The organism is Enhydrobacter aerosaccus, assembly GCF_900167455.1.
GTDB classification, from domain to species: Bacteria; Pseudomonadota; Alphaproteobacteria; order Reyranellales; family Reyranellaceae; genus Reyranella; species Reyranella aerosaccus.
The window spans coordinates 288,669-307,037 of sequence record NZ_FUWJ01000001.1; the positions used below are offsets into that span (position 1 = coordinate 288,669).

The following is an 18,369-nucleotide window of genomic DNA, read 5'->3' on the forward strand; positions in this document are numbered from 1 at the left end:
GAGGAGAGTGATGAGTTCCGACGTGGCGGAAGTGGAAAAGGTGCTGCACACCTATTTCGACGGGCTGTACGAAGGCGATACCAGGAAGCTTGGCGAGGCTTTTCATCCGGCCTCGCATCTCTACAGCGTCGGCAGTGACGGCAAGGCCGCGGATCTGCCGCGCGCGGACTGGTTGAAGTGGGTCGAAAGCCGGGAGTCCGGCAAGGCCAAGGGAAGCGAACGTCGCGATCGCATCGTGTCGATCGACTTCTCGGGGCCGGCGACGGCCTTTGCCAAGGTCGAGTGCCAGCTGCCGCCGCGCTACTTCACCGATTATCTGACGCTTCTCAAGATCGATGGCCGCTGGCAGGTGATCGCCAAGGCCTTCCATACGGTGACGAAGGAATAGCGAAAGGGATTGGGCCGCGGTTCGACGCCGCGGCCCATCGAGCGACCTAGGGATTGGGATCCGACGCCAGCCGGACCTTGATCATCTTGTCGGGCGACGACACGGCGCCCGAGCCCGGCGCGCCCTTCTTGATCTTGTCGACGAACTCCATGCCGGAGACGACGCGGCCCCAGACCGTGTACTGGCCGTCGAGGAAGTTCGAATCCTTGAGGACGATGAAGAACTGGCTACGGGCGCTGTCGGGATCGTTGGTGCGGGCCATCGACACGGCGCCGCGGGTATGCGGCTCCTTGTTGAACTCGGCCGGCAGCTTTTCACCCATGCCGCCCGAGCCGGTGCCGGTCGGATCACCGGTCTGGGCCATGAAACCGTCGATCACGCGATGGAACACGATGCCGTCGTACTTGTGCTCGAGCGCCAGCTTCTTGATCTGGGCCACGTGCTTGGGCGCCAGGTCGGGGCGCATCTCGATCACGACGCGGCCGTCCTTGAGATCGATATAGAGCGTGTTTTCAGGGTCCATGGCGGAAGCTGCTCCTGCTGAGGCGAGGAAGAGGGCGATGAAGGCGGTAATCAGGGTCAGACGCATGACGCACCCTTCCGGCGGTTGAGACCGCCCCCGATGGACGGCGGCGCGACCATACCGACGGACCGTCGAAAGACAAGCACCTGCTCGGCGGCAATCGCAGGGCATCCGACTGTGCAACGTTTGGCGTGGCGAAACGCGCGCGATGGTGGCAAAACCGTCATCGTGATCGGGTTGGGAGCCGGCAGCGATGTCGGTGCTGGTCGCGTCGTGTGGGAACGGCTTCAGCGGATTGACAGATGCCCGCCTCGAGCGGTGGGGACGGCTATCGCGACGATGGCCGGTCCCCCATAAGGACTTTGCGCGAACGAGCGGATGCCGTGGGCAACGGCGGCCGTATCGAACCGCGTCCGCTGTCCGAGATCCTGCCCAACCCGGTGGAAGCCGGGCGCAGTCGCGACATGCAGGCGACCTGGCAGGCCTTCTGCCTGGAGCGCTACGACATGGTACGCGGTGTGCTCGATAGCCGCCGCTCCCCGCCCGAGATCGCCTATCAGCTCGGCGAGCTGATCCACACTTATTTTCGTCCCCGCGGTCTGACGCTGACCAGCCAGGAGCTGCGGCGCCTGGTGGCGGAACTGCTCGATCCGAGCCGCCGCGGCAGCGGTGCGCAGAGCGGGCAAACGCCTATTGCGTCGAGGCCGGAAGAGAAGGCCGACGGTCCCAGCGAGGCGGCGAACCAACCGAAGAAGGAGATCGACGCACCTCCGTCCGGTCTGGTGAGTTTTCGCGATGTGCCCGAGACAAGGCAGGGGACGTGGACCGGCGACGAGGATCGCGTCTCGCCACGGGTGATAGCGGAGGCGGCCTTCGAGCCGCCCGCGTCGCCACTCGTCAGTATCGGTGTTGCGCCGGAGCTCGGCTTCGACCGGCTGCTGGCTCGGACGCTCGAGCTCGCCCGGACTCGCCTCGGTGGTGGCGGCAAGGCGACGGAGCGCGAGGAGGCCGTGCGTGCCATCGATGCGGCCATGGACGAGGCGGCGCGCACGGAACAGGCGGCGATGCCGTCGGCCGAGACCCGGAGGAGGGTCCTGCTGGTGGCCCTCAGCGAGATCTGTGGCCTTGGCCTGATCGATCGGCTGTGGTCCGACCGCAGTGTGCGGGCCGTGTTCGTCAACGGACCCAAGTCGGTGTTCGTCGAGCGCCAGGACGGTCTGGCGCCGGCGTCGGAGGTATTCCGCGATCAGGACCATCTGGCCCGACTGGTGGCCCGTCTGGCCGAGCCGCCGGCCAGTGGGATCGCGCAGTTTCAGCTCCGGGACGGCAGCAGCGGCACCATCGTCTTCCCACCGGCCGCGCCGGACGGGCCGGTTCTCGTCCTGCGTCGGGCCGAGCCCGGCAGCGCCACGGTGAGCCGGCTGATCGCAGCAGACGTGCTCGATGCCCAAGTGGCCGCCCTGCTGCGCATTGCGATGCGCGCGGGCCTCAAGATTTTGATCCAGGGCGAGGCCGGGACCGGCAAGACGTCGCTGCTGGCCGCCCTCGGGCGCGATCTCGATTCGACCAGGCGGCTCGTGACCATCGCACCGCACCGCGCCTTTCGCTGGAACGCGGCGGCGAAGGTCGAACTGGTCGCCTCGCGCCAGACGAGCTACGGCGCGCTGCTGGCGGCGGCGATGACCTTGCGGCCCCAGATGCTGCTGCTCGATTCGGTGTCGCGGGCTGAGGTGGAGACAGTGTGCGGACTCGTTGCACGGGCAGCGCATGGTCTGCTTGTCGCTTGCGAAGCCTCTGTTCCGACTGCCGAATTGTCGAGCGTTGTGGATGTCCGCGTGCGCTTAGGACGCGGTCGCGACGGCGTGTTCCGTGTCCTCGCTGTCGAAGATGCAGCGGGCGCCGCGGTTTTTGTCCACGAAGACGGGCATTTCCATTGTCGAACGCGCGATCCGGCATTCGGTGGTAAACTGCGTGCCGCCGGATTCGATAAGGAAGTCACGGCGCTGCTCGGATAGGACTGCGACTGGCCGCCACATACCGGCCACAGTCGAAAACACATTACGAGTCATTCGCATATCTGGTACTAACCGCTTTGAATTGCGGGGGATTTTGTGGGCCGGAAACCCCGAAAGAGGAAGGCCTGCTGAAGGGACGGTTGCATGATCGGCAAGCGCGTTTTGGGCATTTTTGGATTTATCTTGACGATCGCCGGGGTGGCTTTCGCTACCGGCGCCCAAGCGCAGCCTGTCGTGGGGGTGCCTCACGACTGGCAGATGGCGTTCCCGCCATCCTACACACCTGTGATGGAGAAGCTGGCGTCGCTGCACGACCTTCTCCTCGTGATCATCACGCTGATCTCGTTGTTCGTGCTGGCGCTGCTGATCTACGTGGTGTTCCGCTTCCACGCCTCGCGCAATCCGACGCCGAGCGCGGTCACGCACAACACCGTGCTGGAGATCGCCTGGACGATCGTGCCGATCCTGATCCTGGTCGTGATCGCCATCCCGTCCTTCCGCCTGCTGTACTACGGTGACAAGGCGCCGGACGCGGCCTTCACGGTCAAGGTGACCGGCCACCAGTGGTACTGGCAGTACGAATATCCGGACCAGGGCAACTTCTCGATCGACAGCCGCATTCTGGCTGAAGCAGATCGCGTCAAGCAGAAGCCGGAAATTCCGCGTCTTCTGGCGGTCGACGAGGAGATGGTGATCCCGGTGAACACCACGATCCGCATCATCGGCACTGGTGCCGACGTCATGCACGGTTGGACGGTGCCGGGCTTCGGCATCAAGAAGACGGTGATCCCGGGCCGCATCAACGAAGGCTGGATCAGCGTCGAGCACGAAGGCTACTATTTCGGCGAGTGCTCGCAGATCTGCGGCAACGGCCACACTTTCATGCCCATCGCGGTGCGTGTGGTCTCGAAGGCCGAATTCGACAAATGGGTCGAGCAGAAGAAGAAGTCCGCCGGGCTGTTGCCGGCGACGGGTTTCGCTTCCGCCACCATTCCTGCCAACCGCTAAGCGCACCTCCACAGGAGAGTTGTTCCATGGCCACCGCGCCCAGCGCCACCCATAGCCACCACGACGAACACCACACGCCGACGGGTATCAAGCGGTGGCTGTTCAGCACGAACCACAAGGACATCGGCACGATGTACCTCGTGTTCTCGGTCATCACGGCGCTGATCGGCGCCTCGTTCTCGGTGATGATGCGCCTCGAGCTGCTGCATCCGGGCGTGCAGTTCTTCAATGCGCCGGATGGCACGCCGAACGGGCATCTGTGGAACACGATCGTCACGGCGCATGGCCTGACCATGGTGTTCTTCGTCGTCATGCCGGCGCTGATCGGCGGCTTCGGCAACTGGTTCGTGCCGCTGATGATCGGCGCGCCCGACATGGCCTTCCCGCGCATGAACAACATCAGCTTCTGGCTGCTGCCGCCGTCCTTCCTGCTGCTGCTGCTGTCGGCGGTGATCGGTGGTGGTGTCGGTACTGGCTGGACGATCTATCCGCCGCTGACGATCCAGCAGGGCGCGGGCATGGACCTGGCGATCTTCTCGCTGCATCTGGCCGGCGCGTCCTCGATCCTGGGCGCCATCAACTTCATCACCACCATCTTCAACATGCGCGCGCCGGGGATGACCCTGCATCGCATGCCGCTGTTCGCCTGGTCGATGCTGGTGACGGCGTTCCTGCTGCTGCTGGCCCTCCCGGTCCTGGCCGGCGCCATCACCATGCTGCTGACGGACCGCAACTTCGGCACGCACTTCTTCGATCCGGCCGGCGGTGGTGACCCGACGCTGTTCCTGCACCTGTTCTGGTTCTTCGGCCACCCCGAAGTGTACATCATGATCCTGCCGGCCTTCGGCATCATCAGCCACATCGTCTCGACCTTCGCCCGCAAGCCGATCTTCGGCTATCTCGGCATGGCCTACGCGATGGTGGCGATCGGCGTGGTCGGCTTCGTGGTGTGGGCGCACCACATGTTCACGGTCGGCATGGATGTCGACACGCGCGCCTACTTCGTCGCCGCGACGATGGTGATCGCGGTGCCGACGGGCGTGAAGATCTTCTCCTGGATTGCCACCATGTGGGGCGGCTCGATCCGCCTCGAGGTGCCGATGCTGTGGGCGATCGGCTTCATCTTCCTGTTCACGGTCGGTGGCGTGACGGGCGTGGTGCTGGCCAATGCCGGCGTCGACTACGCCATGCACAACACCTACTACGTGATCGCGCACTTCCACTATGTGCTGTCGCTCGGTGCGGTGTTCGGCATCTTCGCCGGCTTCTATTACTGGATCGGCAAGATGAGCGGCCGGCAGTATCCGGAGTGGGCGGCCCAGATCCACTTCTGGACCTTCTTCGTCGGCGTGAACCTGACGTTCTTCCCGATGCACTTCCTGGGCCTGGCTGGCATGCCGCGCCACTACGTCGATTACCCCGATGCGATGTGGCACTGGAACTTCATCGCGTCGATCGGTGCCTTCATCTCGTTCGCTTCGACCATCTTCTGGCTGATCTTCGTCGTCGGCGGCACGTTCCTGGCCGGCCGCCGGGTCGGGGCCAACTATTGGGGCGAGGGCGCCACGACGCTGGAATGGACGGTGGCTTCGCCGCCGCCGTTCCACAGCTACGACGAGCTGCCGCACATCTCTCCCGCGGCGGGTCACTAAGGACGAGGGGCGGAGGCGCTGCAACTCGATGAGGACAGCGCCTCTGCCGTGAAATCATGAGCGACACGGCACAAGGCTTCCTGACAGTCACGGGCGAGACGGCGGCGCCGACTCGGGTGCGCGACTATGTCGAGCTCCTGAAGCCGCGCGTGATGTCCCTGGTCGTGTTCACCGGCCTGATCGGCATCATGATCGCCCCGGTGCATATCCATCCGTTCACCGCGGCGTTGGCGGTGCTGTCGATCGCGCTGGGCTCGGGCGCGGCCGGTGCCATCAACATGTGGTACGAACGGGATCTCGACGCTCGCATGGCGCGGACGCGCAACCGGCCGCTGCCGACGGGCCGAGTCGCGCCTGATGACGCGCTCGGACTCGGCGTGCTGCTGTCGATCTTCTCCCTGCTGCTGATGTCGCTGGCCACCAACTTCGTGGCGGCGGGGCTGCTGGCGGCGGCCATCCTGTTCTATGTCTTCATCTACACGATCTGGCTGAAGCGTCGGACGCCGCAGAACATCGTGATCGGCGGCGCTGCCGGCGCGTTCCCGCCGATGATCGGCTGGGCTGCGGCCACGGGCGATGTCTCGGCGGTCGGCATTGCGTTGTTCCTGCTGATCTTCCTGTGGACGCCGCCGCATTTCTGGGCGCTGTCGCTCTATCGCAGCGAAGACTATCGCCGCGCCGGTGTGCCGATGTTGCCGGTGGTGGCCGGCGCACGCGAAACCAAGCGGCAGATGCTGATCTACACGGCCCTGTTGCTGCCGGTGGCCCTGGCGCCAGCGCTGTTGGGCGCGGTGGGCTGGCTTTACGGGGCGGTAGCCGCCGTGATGAGCGTTGCCTTCCTCGGCCATGCCATTCGGGTCTGGCGCACGGCCGACGACGACTCGGCCCATCCGGCCGCGCGCCGCATGTTTCGCTTTTCCCTGCTCTATCTCGCTACCCTTTTCGCCGCCCTGCCGCTCGATCTGCTGGCGGGCTGGGTCCTGAACGGATGATTGCCGCCATGGCCGATGACGATCGTCGCCCTGGCGACAGCGACATGCATCGCCGCCAGCGCGGCAAGAACCTGTTCATGTTCACCGTACTGCTGGCCCTGGCCGCGGTGTTCTTCGTTCTGACCATGGTCCGGATGGGAGGCAAGCTGTGAGCGATTCCTCCGCGAAGAAGCCCATCGACCGCAACGCGCGACTGGCCTGGACGATGGTGGCCATCGTGGGCGGCATGCTGGGTATGGCCTATGCAGCGGTGCCGCTCTATCAGGCCTTCTGCAAGGCTACCGGCTTTGCCGGCACGCCGCTGGTGGCGCAGTCGGACGATCATCCGGTGATTGCCCGCACCATGACCGTGCGTTTCGATACCAACACCGATTCGAACATGCCGTGGCGGTTCGAGCCCGAGCAGCGCGAGGTGAAGGTGCATCTCGGCGAGCAGAAGCTCGTCTACTTCCGCGCCACCAACCTTTCGCAGCGGCCAATCGTGGGGACGGCGACCTACAACGTCACCCCGGAATCTTCGGCCAAGTGGTTCAATAAGATTCAATGCTTCTGCTTCACGGAGCAGTTGCTGCGGCCCGGCCAATCTGTCGACATGCCGGTTCTGTTTTTCATCGATCCGGACATGGATCAGGATCGACGTTACGATGACGTCCGCACCGTCACGCTCTCGTACACCTTCTACGAGTCGAAGACGGAGCGGGCGAAGGACTTGCTCGGCGGCCTGCCCGCCAAAGATACTGGAAAGGGTGGATGACTATGTCTGACGGCGCGCCTAAGCATCCCTATCATCTTGTCGATCCGAGCCCGTGGCCGGCGCTCGCGTCGCTGGGGGCGTTCCTGCTGGTGTTCGGCCTGACGCTGGGCATGCATCCCGAGATGCTCGGACCGCACGTCGAGAGCATCGTCAAGGCAGTGAACTGGTGGGTGGTCGCGCCGGGCCTGCTGCTGGTCCTGGCGGTCATGTACTGGTGGTGGAGCGACGTCATCGTCGAGTCGCGCAAGTTCCACACCGCCGTGGTCCAACTCGGCCTGCGCTACGGCATGATCCTGTTCATCGCCTCGGAAGTGCTGTTCTTCGCCGCCTTCTTCTGGGCCTTCTTCGACTCGGCGCTGTATCCGAACTCGCCCGAGATGCCGATCCGTACCGAGGCCGATGGCGGCGTGTGGCCGCCCAAGGGCATCTCGGTGATCGCGCCCTTCGATCTGCCGTTCATGAATACGCTGATCCTGCTGCTCTCGGGCACCACGGTGACCTGGGCGCATCATGCGATCCTGGAGGGAAACAAGCGCGATGCGGTGCGCGGCCTGCTGCTGACGGTCATCCTGGGCGCCTGCTTCACGGGCATCCAGGCCTTCGAGTACATGCACGCGCCGTTCCACTTCGGCGAGAACATCTATAGCTCGACCTTCTTCATGGCGACCGGCTTCCACGGGTTCCATGTGCTGGTGGGTACCACCTTCCTTCTGGTGTGCCTCTTCCGCGCCATGGACAACCAGTTCACGCCGAAGCAGCATTTCGGGTTCGAGGCGGCCGCCTGGTATTGGCATTTCGTCGACGTCGTCTGGCTGTTCCTGTTCTTCTGCGTCTACTGGTGGGGTTCGGGGAAGGCGCCGATTGCGCTCCACTGAGACGCGCCAACCGTCTAAGATCAGAATGGGCCGCCGGGAAGTTCCCCGGCGGTTCGTCGTTGGAGAGACCCCGTCATGGCCGATTGGCCCCGTCCGTCCCTGGCTGAAGTCGTACTGCGAGGCACCTGTCCGCGTTGCGGCCAGGGCAAGATCTTCCGCGGCCTTCTTGGCGTCGTCGATCACTGCCCGGTCTGCAGCCTGGATCTGCGCGGCAACGATGCCGGCGACGGCCCGGCAGTGTTCGTGATCCTGGGACTGGGCGCCATCATCATGCTGCTGGTCTTCTGGGTCGAGTTCCGCTTCGAGCCGCCCTGGTGGCTCCACGTCCTGCTGTGGGTGCCGATCACCTTCGGCCTGGCGGTCTGGATGCTGCGGCTGCTCAAGACCTGGCTGATCGCGCAACAGTACGAACACCGGTCGACCGCGCTCGACGAATAACCAACAGGTAGGACATGTTCCGACTGAGGCCGGCACTATGGCCCACCGTCTTCTCGCTGCCGGTGTTCATTCTTTGCATGGGCCTGGCCCTGTGGCAGATGGAGCGGCGCGAGTGGAAGCGCGACATCCTCGATCGCATCGCCGCCAACCAGGCCGCGACCCCGGTCACCCTCGACGAGCTGCTGAAGGGCGATCCGCTCGTCCATGAATACGGCCGTGCCCGGATCTCGGGCACGTTCCTGCACGACAAGGAATTCTTCCTCGCTGCGCGCAGCCTCAAGGACGATGTCGGCATGCACGTGGTCACGCCAGTGCGGACCCAGGACGGCCGAATCGTCCTGCTCGATCGCGGCTGGATCCCCTCGACCAAGAAGGATCCCGCGACACGCGCCGCCGGTCAGGTCGCAGGGCCTGTCGATCTGGTGGGTGTCGTGCGGCGCACGCAGGAGCGGCGGCAGTTCGCGCCCGACAACGATCCGGCCAAGAATTTCTGGTTCCATGTCGATGTGCCGCTGATGCGCAAGATGGCGGGCGGCAATCCAGATCCGAAGCTCGACGCCTTCTTCCTGGAAGCCGATGCGACACCCAATCCGGGCGGCCTTCCCATCGGCGGTCAGACGCGGCTCGATATCCCGAACGACCATCTGCAATACGCCATCACCTGGTTCCTGATCGGCATGGCGCTGGTTGGCGTCTATCTCGCCTATCATTGGGAGAACGGCCGCCTGACGATCAACGGCCGCTCGAAGGGGATGGCATGAACCCGAGTGCTGCCTATGCCGAACTCGAGCGCCGCTTCCATCGGCTGAGCGCCGTCAATCGCGCCGGTGCGATCCTGAACTGGGATCGCTCGACGATGATGCCGGACGGCGCGAGCGACGATCGCGCCGACCAGTTGGCGACGCTCAACGTCGTCGCGCACGAGATCCTGACAGCGCCCGACATGCCCGAGCTGATGTCGCGAGCCGAGGAAGGCAAGGGTGGGCTCGATAGCTGGCAAGCCGCCAACCTGCGCGAGATGCGGCATGTCTGGACCCACGCCAATGCCCTGCCGGCCGATCTGGTCGAGGCGCGTACGCGCGCGGCCTCGGCCTGCGAGATGGCGTGGCGTGAGGCGAAAAAGCAAGCCAACTTCAAGATCTTGCTGCCGACTCTTGAGAAAGTAGTGGAGATCACCAAGCGTGTCGGCGCGGCCAAGGCCCAGGCGCTCGGTCTGCCATTCTACGACGCGTTGCTCGACGAATACGAGCCGGGCGGCCGCAGCGCGCGTATCGATGCGCTGTTCGGAGAGCTGAAGGCATTCCTGCCGGATCTGTTGCAGCGCGTGCTGGCGCGGCAGCACGCGGCCGGACAGCTGCTGGAACTCGACGGCCCGTTTCCCGTGGAGGCGCAGCGCAAGCTGGGCGAGCAGATGATCCGCGTCATCGGCTTCGACTTCCATCATGGCCGCCTCGACGTTTCGGCTCACCCCTTCACCGGCGGGACCGCGGACGACGTGCGGATCACCACCCGGTACGACGAGCACGACTTCGCGCGGGCTCTCATGGGCGTGCTCCATGAATGCGGTCACGCGCTCTATGAACTGGGATTGCCGCGCGACTGGAACCGTCAACCGGTCGGCAATGCGCGCGGCATGGTCCTGCACGAGAGCCAATCGCTCCTGATGGAAATGCAGGCCTGCCGCAGCCGCTCGTTCATCGCCTTTGCCGCGCCGCGCATGCGCGAGGCCTTCGGCAAACGGGGACCGGCCTGGGAGACCGACAATATCCATCGGCTCTATACGCGCGTGATGCCGGGCTTCATCCGTGTGGACGCCGACGAGGTTACCTATCCGCTGCACATCATGCTGCGTTACCGGCTCGAGCGGGCAATCCTGGAAGGCGATCTGCCTCTGGCCGAACTGCCCGGGGCCTGGAACGACGGCATGCGCGAATTGCTGGGCATCGTGCCGCCCAATGACGCCATGGGATGCCTCCAGGACATCCACTGGCCCGATGCCTCCTGGGGCTATTTCCCGACCTATACGCTGGGCGCCCTGGCAGCGGCCCAGCTCTTCGCCGCTGCAAGGGCGGCCGAGCCCGGCCTTATGGACGAAATCGCACAGGGCAATTTCAGGCCTTTGTTGACCTGGCTGCGGACCAACGTGCACGGGAAGGGGTCGCTTGCCGACACCGACCGGATTCTGATCGAGGCCACCGGCCAGCCCCTGGGAACGCAGGCGTTCAAGGCCCATCTGGAAAGCCGCTACCTGTCAGCGTAAGAGGGAGCCATGCTCGAACTCCGCCCCAACTGCGAGTGCTGCGACAAGGATCTGCCCAACGGCGCACCGGACGCGTTGATCTGCACCTTCGAGTGCACGTTCTGCGCCGACTGCGCGCGCACCCGGCTGGGCGGCGTGTGCCCCAATTGCGGTGGCGATCTGGTCAAACGCCCGACCCGGCCGGCTGCCAAGCTGACCCAGTATCCAGCCTCGACCAAGCGGGTCCGCAAGGATCACGCCGCCTGCCGCCAAGTGGCCTAATTCGCGATCGATATCCAACAATGCGTTACATCAGCACCCGCCATGGCTCGCAGGGATCGCCTGCGCCCCTCAACTTCGAGGAGGTCATGCTCGCCGGCCTCGCGCGCGACGGGGGACTCTACCTGCCCGAGAGCTGGCCGCACTTCTCCAAAGCGGAGATCGCGGCGCTGCAGGGCAAGCCCTACGTCGAGGTGGCATTCCAGGTCATGCGTCCGTTCGTGGGCACCGCCTTCGACGAGCCGACCTTCCGCCGCCTGATCGCCGAGGCCTACGCCTCGTTCGAGACGCCGGATGTCGCGCCCCTGAAGGCGCTCGGCGATAGCGGCCTGCATCTGCTCGAGTTGTTCCACGGTCCGACGCTCGCCTTCAAGGATGTGGCGCTGCAGCTCCTGGGCCGCATGCTCGACCATACGCTGGTGCAGCGCGGCCAACATGCGACCATCGTCGGCGCGACATCCGGCGACACGGGCTCGGCAGCCATCGAGGCGGTGCGCGACCGCAAGACGATCGACATCTTCATGCTTCATCCGCACGGTCGCGTGAGCGAGGTGCAGCGTCGGCAGATGACGACGGTACTGGCGCCCAACGTGCACAACATTGCGGTGCAGGGCACGTTCGACGATTGCCAGGATCTCGCCAAGGCCTGTTTCAACGATCTCGCCTTCCGCGATCGCCACGCGTTGACGGCCGTGAACTCGATCAACTTCGCCCGCGTGATGGCGCAGATCGTCTACTACTTCTGGGCCGCCCTGAAGCTCGGAGCGCCGGATCGCCCGGTCGCTTTCACGGTGCCCACCGGCAATTTCGGCAATGTCTATGCCGGCTACGCGGCGCGCCAGATGGGGCTGCCGATCTCGCACTTCGTCGTCGCGGCCAATGCCAACGACATCCTGCCGCGCTTTTTCGAGCGGGGTGCGATGACCATGACCGGGGTGACGCCCACGCTGAGCCCCAGCATGGATATCCAGATCTCGAGCAATTTCGAGCGCTTGCTGTTCGATCTTTACAGCCGCGATGGCAAGGCATTGGCGGAGGCGATGACGGTCTTCCGCGCCACCGGAACGCTGAAGGTCGGCGCCAATGCCCTGGGCGGCGTGCGCGCTCTGTTCGATTCCGGACGGTTGGACGACGAGGGCACCCTCGTTGCGATTGCCGACTGCCGCAAGCGTTTCGGCGAGATCATCGACCCTCACACCGCCATCGGCTACGCGATCGCCCAGCAGCACCGGCGCGACGCGGCCGTCCCCATGATCGTGCTGGCCACGGCGCATCCCGCCAAGTTTCCCGACGCGGTGGAGAAGGCGATCGGCCTGCGGCCGGTCCTGCCGCCGCGTCTGGCCGACCTGTACGAGCGCACCGAACGCGTTGAGGGCCTGCCGAACGATATCGCGGCCCTGGAGTCATTGATCGACGATCGCATGGCGGCGCACGACGGTAGCCGCGTCGCGGGACGACCGCAGGTAAAGGTGAGCACATGAGCGAAGTGAAGGTCACCACGCTCGGCAATGGCCTGCGTGTTGCCGTCGACGAGATGCCCGAGGTCGAATCGGTTTCGCTCGGGATCTGGGTGGCCTGCGGGACCCGGCACGAAAGCGCCGAGCTGAACGGCATGGCGCACATGCTCGAGCACATGGCCTTCAAGGGCACGCGGACGCGCAGCGCGCGCGCCATTGCCGAGGAGATCGAGAATGTGGGCGGCAGCCTCAACGCCTATACCGGGCGCGAGATAACCGCCTACCACGCCTCCGTGCTGAAGGAGGACGTGGCGCTGGGCGTCGAGCTGGTGGCCGATATCCTGCGCAATTCGGTGTTCGATCCCGACGAGCTGCAACGCGAGCGCGGCGTCATCCTGCAGGAGATCGGTCAGGCTCTCGATACGCCGGACGATCTTGTCTTCGACCAGTTCCAGGAAATCGCCCTGCCGGATCAGCCGCTCGGCCGGCCGGTGCTGGGAACGGCTGAGTCGGTGGAAGCGATTGGGCGCGACCATCTCTTCGCCTTCCTGGCGCGGCACTACACGGCGTCGAACATGGTTCTGTCCGCCGCCGGGCGGGTCGAGCACGATCAGCTTGTCGATCTGGCGGAGAAGTACTTCGGCTCGGTCGCCCGCACGCCGGCCAATGCGCCGCCCACCGTGCCGCTCTCTTACGTCGGCGGGGATGGCCGCGAGGTGCGAACGCTGGAGCAGGCGCATCTGGTGCTGGGGTGCCAGGGCATCGGCTATCGCGATCCGGACTATTACGCCAGCGTCGTCTATTCGACGTTGCTGGGAGGCGGCATGTCCTCGCGGCTGTTCCAGCGCATCCGCGAGGAACGCGGGCTGGTCTACGGCATCCATTCCTTCAACGCCGCCTATGCCGATGGCGGCCTGTTCGGGATCTACGCCGGTACGGGCGAGGACGATCTTGCCGAACTGGTTCCGGCGGTATGCGAGGAATTCGCCGGCGTGGCCGATACGCTGACCGAAGCCGAACTGATGCGGGCACGCGCGCAGATCAAGGCGGGAACGCTGATGTCGCTCGAATCGAGCGGCGCGCGGTGCGAGCAGGCGGCCCGTCATCTACTGGTCCATGGCCGACCGCTGCCTTACCCTGAGATCGTCGCGCGCATCGAGGCGGTCGACCAGCAGGCGGTGCGGCGTGTCGCCCGCCGGCTCCTGCAAGGAAGCCTGACGCTGGCCGCTCTCGGACCTGTCGATGCGCTGGAGCCTCTGGACAGCATCGCCGCCCGCCTTGCCGCCTGACCTGTTGGCGGGCTGCTGATCGCATCGAGCTGCGGCTGCCGCCGACGGGCCACCGAGATGCCGTCGGCGGGCATCTTAAGGTGAAAGATTAGCTCAATTATCGTGTCTAATGTATTGATTTAAAAGGCGATTATTGTCTCCACTTGCCGGCGGAAGATCTCGTTTTAACCTCTTGGGGAGACGCGAGATCTCGGTGGGAAAGGTCTCGTGGTCGGTGTGGTCAGATCGCAGGTATCGCCCCTGGTACTTGAAGTGAAACATGAATATGACGGCCAAAAAGAATCCACAAATATCAATCAATTAGACTATGATTCTTGTCTCGAAAATGAATAACCGAGTCACGCTTTCATCGACGTCGATGGCGGTTGGATTTTTCTGATCGCGCGCATCGCAGCTCAAAAACAAAGGGCTCGCCGTCAGGCGAGCCCTTTTGACTTCCTTGGTTCAAGGTCGCTCAGGCGGCCTTGGCCAGGTCGACCGATTTGTTGCGCGGTGGCACGCCGATCGAAGCGCGTTCCAGGACAGCCTTCACTTCGCTCGAGTGACGGATGAGGTTGTAGCGCAGTCCTGTGTACATATTGATCGGGAACGGCATGTTGGCGTTGAAGTCGATGATCAATACCACGCGCGTTTCCTTGGTCTGGTTCTTGACCCAGTGTTCGCGCGTGTCGTCGAACACCAGCGGCACGCCTTCCTGCCAGAAGAAGTGGTGCCCGCCGATCTCGATCCAGCACTTTTCCGGTTCCTTCTTCGGCACGATCAGCGGGTAGTGGAAACGGATGACGCCGGCTGCGGAGCCGCGATGCGGGACGATCTCCGCACCGCCGGCCAGGATGCTGAACAGCGCCGTGTGCACACCGGGAATCCGGTTGATCGCCTCGTAGGTGTCGGGCACCGCCGCGGTGTTGTCCTTCACCTCGTGGCCCCAGATCTTCAGCAGGTAAGTGCGCCAGGCGCGACCGGGGACGAACAGGTCGCGTGGGTGGACTTCGTGCAGAGCGGGAATCTCTTCGTGGTGGCTCAGCAGATAGTTGAGATCAGCCTTGATCTTGTCGTGGCTCTTCTTCAACTCATCGAGCATAGGGAAAACTTTGACTGCGTCTTCGCCCGACAATGGAAGCTTGGGCATGCGACGCAGGATGACGTCCGACATCTTGAGATTGAAGTTCTCGATCGGCTCCTGAGGCACCCAGATGTGCTTGGTCAGGTAGAACCGACCTTTCTGGCCGATATTGGAAATGTCGTTGTCCATGACGGTGGTCCGGGCTCCTTCGTTAATAAGAACTTCATCCTCCCGAAGACCTTTTTCAAGATATTGAATTGACGCGGGAGCGATATTTCGGGCCTGAAAGCCCGACATCAAGCCTCGGAAATCATGGAACAAATCGATTCGCAGGCTTAGTATGTTGAGCGAGATGTTTCGTTTCGCCGACGTTCCTTTGTCGCTATCAGGAATGACCCGCATTTCGGGCAAGCGCGTCTTCCTTCGTGCGCCCAGCATGGAGGACTGGCCCGAGTGGGCGGAGCTGCGCGCACGCAGCAGAGCCTTTCTTACGCCGTGGGAACCGACATGGCCTGACGACTCTCTCGGACGCGATCATTTCCGTCGGCGACTTCGCCAGCAGGTTCGCGAATGGCGCGCCGGCGAGGCCTACGGCCTTTTCATTTTTCTCAACGAGGGCCGGCGACTGGTCGGCGGCATCAACCTCAGCAATGTTCGGCGCGGTGTCGCGCAGACCGCTTCCATCGGCTACTGGATGGGGCAGCCCTATGCGGGGCAGGGCCTTATGACGGACGCACTGCGCGCGCTCCTGCCTTTCGCCTTCGACGATCTGCGGCTGCACCGGCTCGAGGCCGCATGCCTGCCGCATAACGAGCCGTCGAAGGGCGTACTGGCCAAAGTGGGCTTCCATGAAGAGGGGCTCGCACGGCAGTATCTGCGGATCAACGGCCATTGGGCCGACCACCTTCTCTTCGCGTTGCTGCGTGCGGATTATGACGCCATGCTGAGGTCGGGCGGCTGACCAAACAAGGCCGACCGCAGGCAAGGGGGCGTCCATGCGCAATCTGACTCCGGCCACCATCACCCAGGCCTTCGCCGAGTATGCGAAGAATGCTCCATCTGCCCGCACCCGCGAGCTGCTGGTGAGTCTGGCCGGCCATCTGCACAGCTTCGTGCGCGATAACAAGGTGACACAGGCGGAATGGGGCGCGGCGATCGACGCCCTGACCCGCGCGGTCAAGTTCACCGACGACAAGCGCAACGAATACATCCTGTTCTCCGATCTCCTCGGCGTCTCCTCGCTGGTCGACATGGTCAATGCCTCGACGTCCGGCACGCCGTCCTCGGTGCTGGGGCCGTTCCACATCGAAGGCGCGCCGGAGCTTCCGAATGGCGGCGATCTGTGGAAGGGCCAGGTCGGCGAGCCTCTGGTCGTCACGGGGCGCGTACTGGATCAGAAGGGCCAACCGGCGGCCGGAACGGTGCTGGCGCTGTGGCAGAATTCTGGAAACGGTCTTTATGCCCAGCAGGATCCGCAGCAGGCGGCGACCAACTATCATGCCCGGCTTGCGGTCGCGCCGGACGGCACCTTCGCGTTTTCCACCGTGCGTCCGGTTTCGTACAAGGTGCCTGACGATGGGCCGGCCGGCGACATGCTGCGTGCGCTGGGACGCGACGCCTGGCGTCCGGCTCATCTGCACATGATCGTTCACGCGCCCGGCCACAAGCCGCTGATCACGGAGTTCTTCCCCGAGGACGACAAGTATCTCGATCGGGACGCGGTGTTCGGCGTGCGTGGCGGGCTGGTGCTGCCCTTCAAGCAGATCAAGGAGAGGTCGGCACTGCCGGCCAATCTTGCCGTACGCGAATCGGTGCCGCTGCCGGCGTGGACGGCGACCATCGATCTGACCCTGCCGCCTGCCTGATGCCGGCAACGGGAGCGCCCGTCCGCGTCAGCGCCGTTTCCAAGCATTTCGACAATGGCCTGCAGGCGCTCAGCGATGTCTCGCTGACTGTCGCCGCGGGAGAGTTCGTCAGCCTGCTGGGACCTTCCGGCTGCGGCAAGACCACCCTGCTACGCATCATTGCCGGCCTCGCGACCCCGACCAGCGGCAGCGTCGGTCGACCGACGGGTCGACACGATATGGGCTTCGTGTTCCAGGAGCCGACGCTGATGCCCTGGGCGACGGCGCTCGCCAATGTCGAGTTGCCGCTCAAGCTGGCGGGTCTAGCGCGATCGGAGCGCCGGGCGCGGGCCGAGGACGCACTGGCGGGCGTGGGGCTGGCCGGCTTCGAGAAAAGCTATCCGCGCGAACTGTCGGGCGGCATGAAGATGCGGGTTTCGATCGCGCGGGCCCTGGTGACGCAACCCAGGCTCCTGCTGATGGACGAGCCCTTCGCTGCGCTGGACGAGATTTCACGGCATCGCCTCAACCTCGATCTGCTGGCATTGTGGCAGCAGCGGCGTTTCACGGCGATCTTCGTCACACATTCGGTCTTCGAGTCGGTATTCCTGTCGCAACGCATCGTGATCATGGGGACCAGGCCGGGACGAATTGCATCGGAGCTGCCCGTCGCCACCAGCCATGCCCGCGACGAGGCGTTTCGAACTTCCGCCGACTATGTCGCCATCTGCCGCCTAGCCTCGGCGCAGCTCGGCCAGGCGATGGCGGCATGAGCGTCAAGGTCGTCGCGCCCCTGGTTCTGGGCCTGCTCGTTCTCGGTCTGTGGGAAGAAGCCGTGCGCGCGTTGGCGGTGCCACCCTACATCCTGCCAGGGCCAATCCTCATCGCGCGGACGCTGGTGGCGGACTGGAGCACGCTGGCGCCCTCGCTCTGGGTGACGCTGAGCATAACGCTTGCCGCGCTGGGTGCGGCTGTCGTGGTCGGCGGCGTGCTGGCGGTGCTGTTCTCGCTGTCGCGCTGGGTCGAGCTGTCGCTGTTTCCCTATGCCGTCGTCCTGCAGGTGACGCCGGTCGTGGCGATCGCGCCGCTGATCATCGTCTGGGCCAACGACGTCGATCTCTCGCTGCTGATCTGCGCCTGGCTGGTGGCTTTCTTTCCCATCCTGTCCAACACGATCCTCGGGTTGCGTTCCGTGGACCGCAATCTCCTCAGCCTGTTCGAGCTTTATGGCGCTGGCCGCTGGCGCACGCTTGTTTATCTAAGGCTGCCCGCCGCCTTGCCGTACTTCCTGGGCGGGTTGCGGATCTCGGGCGGACTGGCCCTGATCGGGGCGGTGGTCGCCGAGTTCGTGGCCGGCACCGGCGGCAATGCGTCCGGCCTGGCGTGGCGCATCCTCGAGGCCGGCTACCAGCTCAAGGTGCCGCGCATGTTCGCGGCGCTCGCCCTGATCTCGGCAACGGGTATCGCGATCTTCCTCGTGCTGACGCTGCTCTCGCACCTGCTGTTGCGACGCTGGCACGAATCCGCGCTCGACGGGCAGGAGTAGCGGGCTC

Annotated in this window: 20 protein-coding genes; 18 read left to right on the forward strand and 2 right to left on the reverse strand. The window is 64.5% G+C overall.

Annotated features, from left to right (window positions below; translation table 11 throughout):
• The first annotated feature begins 10 nt into the window (after positions 1-10).
• A complete protein-coding gene (locus B5D62_RS01305) occupies positions 11-388 on the forward strand; it encodes a nuclear transport factor 2 family protein (protein ID WP_085932023.1) in 378 nt (125 codons plus the stop codon).
• 46 nt (positions 389-434) lie between these two features.
• On the opposite strand, the gene B5D62_RS01310 is transcribed toward B5D62_RS01305, so the two are convergent.
• Entirely contained in the window at positions 435-977 is a 543-nt protein-coding gene (locus tag B5D62_RS01310) for a peptidylprolyl isomerase (protein WP_085932024.1), read from the reverse strand.
• A 236-nt stretch (positions 978-1,213) separates the two neighbouring features.
• Here B5D62_RS01310 and B5D62_RS01315 point away from each other — a divergent pair, with 236 nt between their 5' ends.
• The 13 genes from B5D62_RS01315 (at position 1,214) to B5D62_RS01370 (ending at position 13,909) form a co-directional block, all read left to right on the forward strand.
• Entirely contained in the window at positions 1,214-2,926 is a 1,713-nt protein-coding gene (locus B5D62_RS01315; protein WP_085932025.1) for an ATPase, T2SS/T4P/T4SS family, read from the forward strand.
• 183 nt (positions 2,927-3,109) lie between these two features.
• Positions 3,110-3,934 carry a cytochrome c oxidase subunit II gene (coxB, locus tag B5D62_RS01320; protein ID WP_231714687.1) on the forward strand — a complete coding sequence of 275 codons (825 nt, stop codon included), beginning with the start codon at positions 3,110-3,112 and terminating at the stop codon, positions 3,932-3,934.
• 26 nt (positions 3,935-3,960) lie between these two features.
• Positions 3,961-5,586, forward strand: a complete 1,626-nt coding sequence (gene ctaD / locus B5D62_RS01325; protein ID WP_085932027.1) for a cytochrome c oxidase subunit I — start codon at positions 3,961-3,963, stop codon at positions 5,584-5,586.
• A gap of 56 nt (positions 5,587-5,642) precedes the next feature.
• Positions 5,643-6,578 (forward strand): heme o synthase, encoded by a 936-nt coding sequence (locus tag B5D62_RS01330; protein ID WP_085932028.1) that lies wholly within the window; start codon positions 5,643-5,645, stop codon positions 6,576-6,578.
• A gap of 8 nt (positions 6,579-6,586) precedes the next feature.
• A complete protein-coding gene (locus tag B5D62_RS33230; protein WP_170920733.1) occupies positions 6,587-6,730 on the forward strand; it encodes a hypothetical protein in 144 nt (47 codons plus the stop codon).
• Positions 6,727-7,332 (forward strand): cytochrome c oxidase assembly protein, encoded by a 606-nt coding sequence (locus B5D62_RS01335; protein WP_231714688.1) that lies wholly within the window; start codon positions 6,727-6,729, stop codon positions 7,330-7,332. Before B5D62_RS33230 ends, B5D62_RS01335 begins: the two co-directional genes overlap by 4 nt.
• 2 nt (positions 7,333-7,334) lie before the next feature.
• A complete protein-coding gene (locus tag B5D62_RS01340) occupies positions 7,335-8,207 on the forward strand; it encodes a cytochrome c oxidase subunit 3 (RefSeq protein WP_085932029.1) in 873 nt (290 codons plus the stop codon).
• Positions 8,208-8,282: 75 nt separating this feature from the next.
• Positions 8,283-8,645 (forward strand): DUF983 domain-containing protein, encoded by a 363-nt coding sequence (locus tag B5D62_RS01345; RefSeq protein WP_085932030.1) that lies wholly within the window; start codon positions 8,283-8,285, stop codon positions 8,643-8,645.
• A 14-nt stretch (positions 8,646-8,659) separates the two neighbouring features.
• Positions 8,660-9,406, forward strand: coding sequence for an SURF1 family protein (locus tag B5D62_RS01350; protein ID WP_085932031.1), 747 nt, complete (start codon positions 8,660-8,662; stop codon positions 9,404-9,406).
• Entirely contained in the window at positions 9,403-10,905 is a 1,503-nt protein-coding gene (locus tag B5D62_RS01355) for a carboxypeptidase M32 (RefSeq protein ID WP_085932032.1), read from the forward strand. Before B5D62_RS01350 ends, B5D62_RS01355 begins: the two co-directional genes overlap by 4 nt.
• Positions 10,906-10,914: 9 nt before the next feature.
• Positions 10,915-11,166: a DUF1272 domain-containing protein gene (locus tag B5D62_RS01360; protein ID WP_085932033.1), complete on the forward strand. Its 252-nt coding sequence runs from the start codon at positions 10,915-10,917 to the stop codon at positions 11,164-11,166.
• 20 nt (positions 11,167-11,186) lie between these two features.
• Positions 11,187-12,644, forward strand: a complete 1,458-nt coding sequence (gene thrC, locus B5D62_RS01365; protein ID WP_085932034.1) for a threonine synthase — start codon at positions 11,187-11,189, stop codon at positions 12,642-12,644.
• Positions 12,641-13,909 carry a M16 family metallopeptidase gene (locus B5D62_RS01370; RefSeq protein WP_085932035.1) on the forward strand — a complete coding sequence of 423 codons (1,269 nt, stop codon included), beginning with the start codon at positions 12,641-12,643 and terminating at the stop codon, positions 13,907-13,909. Before thrC ends, B5D62_RS01370 begins: the two co-directional genes overlap by 4 nt.
• Positions 13,910-14,363: 454 nt before the next feature.
• Here B5D62_RS01370 and B5D62_RS01375 read toward each other — a convergent pair whose 3' ends face one another.
• Complete coding sequence (locus B5D62_RS01375; RefSeq protein WP_231714758.1) at positions 14,364-15,374, reverse strand: aspartyl/asparaginyl beta-hydroxylase domain-containing protein; 1,011 nt, start codon at positions 15,372-15,374, stop codon at positions 14,364-14,366.
• Here B5D62_RS01375 and B5D62_RS01380 point away from each other — a divergent pair.
• Genes B5D62_RS01380 through B5D62_RS01395 form a run of 4 tightly spaced genes read left to right on the forward strand, consistent with a single transcriptional unit; the run spans position 15,325 to position 18,362 of the window.
• Positions 15,325-15,933, forward strand: a complete 609-nt coding sequence (locus tag B5D62_RS01380) for a GNAT family N-acetyltransferase (RefSeq protein ID WP_085932037.1) — start codon at positions 15,325-15,327, stop codon at positions 15,931-15,933. The genes B5D62_RS01375 and B5D62_RS01380 overlap by 50 nt on opposite strands.
• 34 nt (positions 15,934-15,967) lie before the next feature.
• A complete protein-coding gene (locus tag B5D62_RS01385; protein ID WP_085932038.1) occupies positions 15,968-16,837 on the forward strand; it encodes a dioxygenase family protein in 870 nt (289 codons plus the stop codon).
• Entirely contained in the window at positions 16,837-17,589 is a 753-nt protein-coding gene (locus B5D62_RS01390; protein WP_085932039.1) for an ABC transporter ATP-binding protein, read from the forward strand. The genes B5D62_RS01385 and B5D62_RS01390 overlap by 1 nt, the downstream gene beginning before the upstream one ends.
• Positions 17,586-18,362, forward strand: a complete 777-nt coding sequence (locus B5D62_RS01395; protein ID WP_085932040.1) for an ABC transporter permease — start codon at positions 17,586-17,588, stop codon at positions 18,360-18,362. Before B5D62_RS01390 ends, B5D62_RS01395 begins: the two co-directional genes overlap by 4 nt.
• The last annotated feature ends 7 nt before the right edge of the window (positions 18,363-18,369 follow it).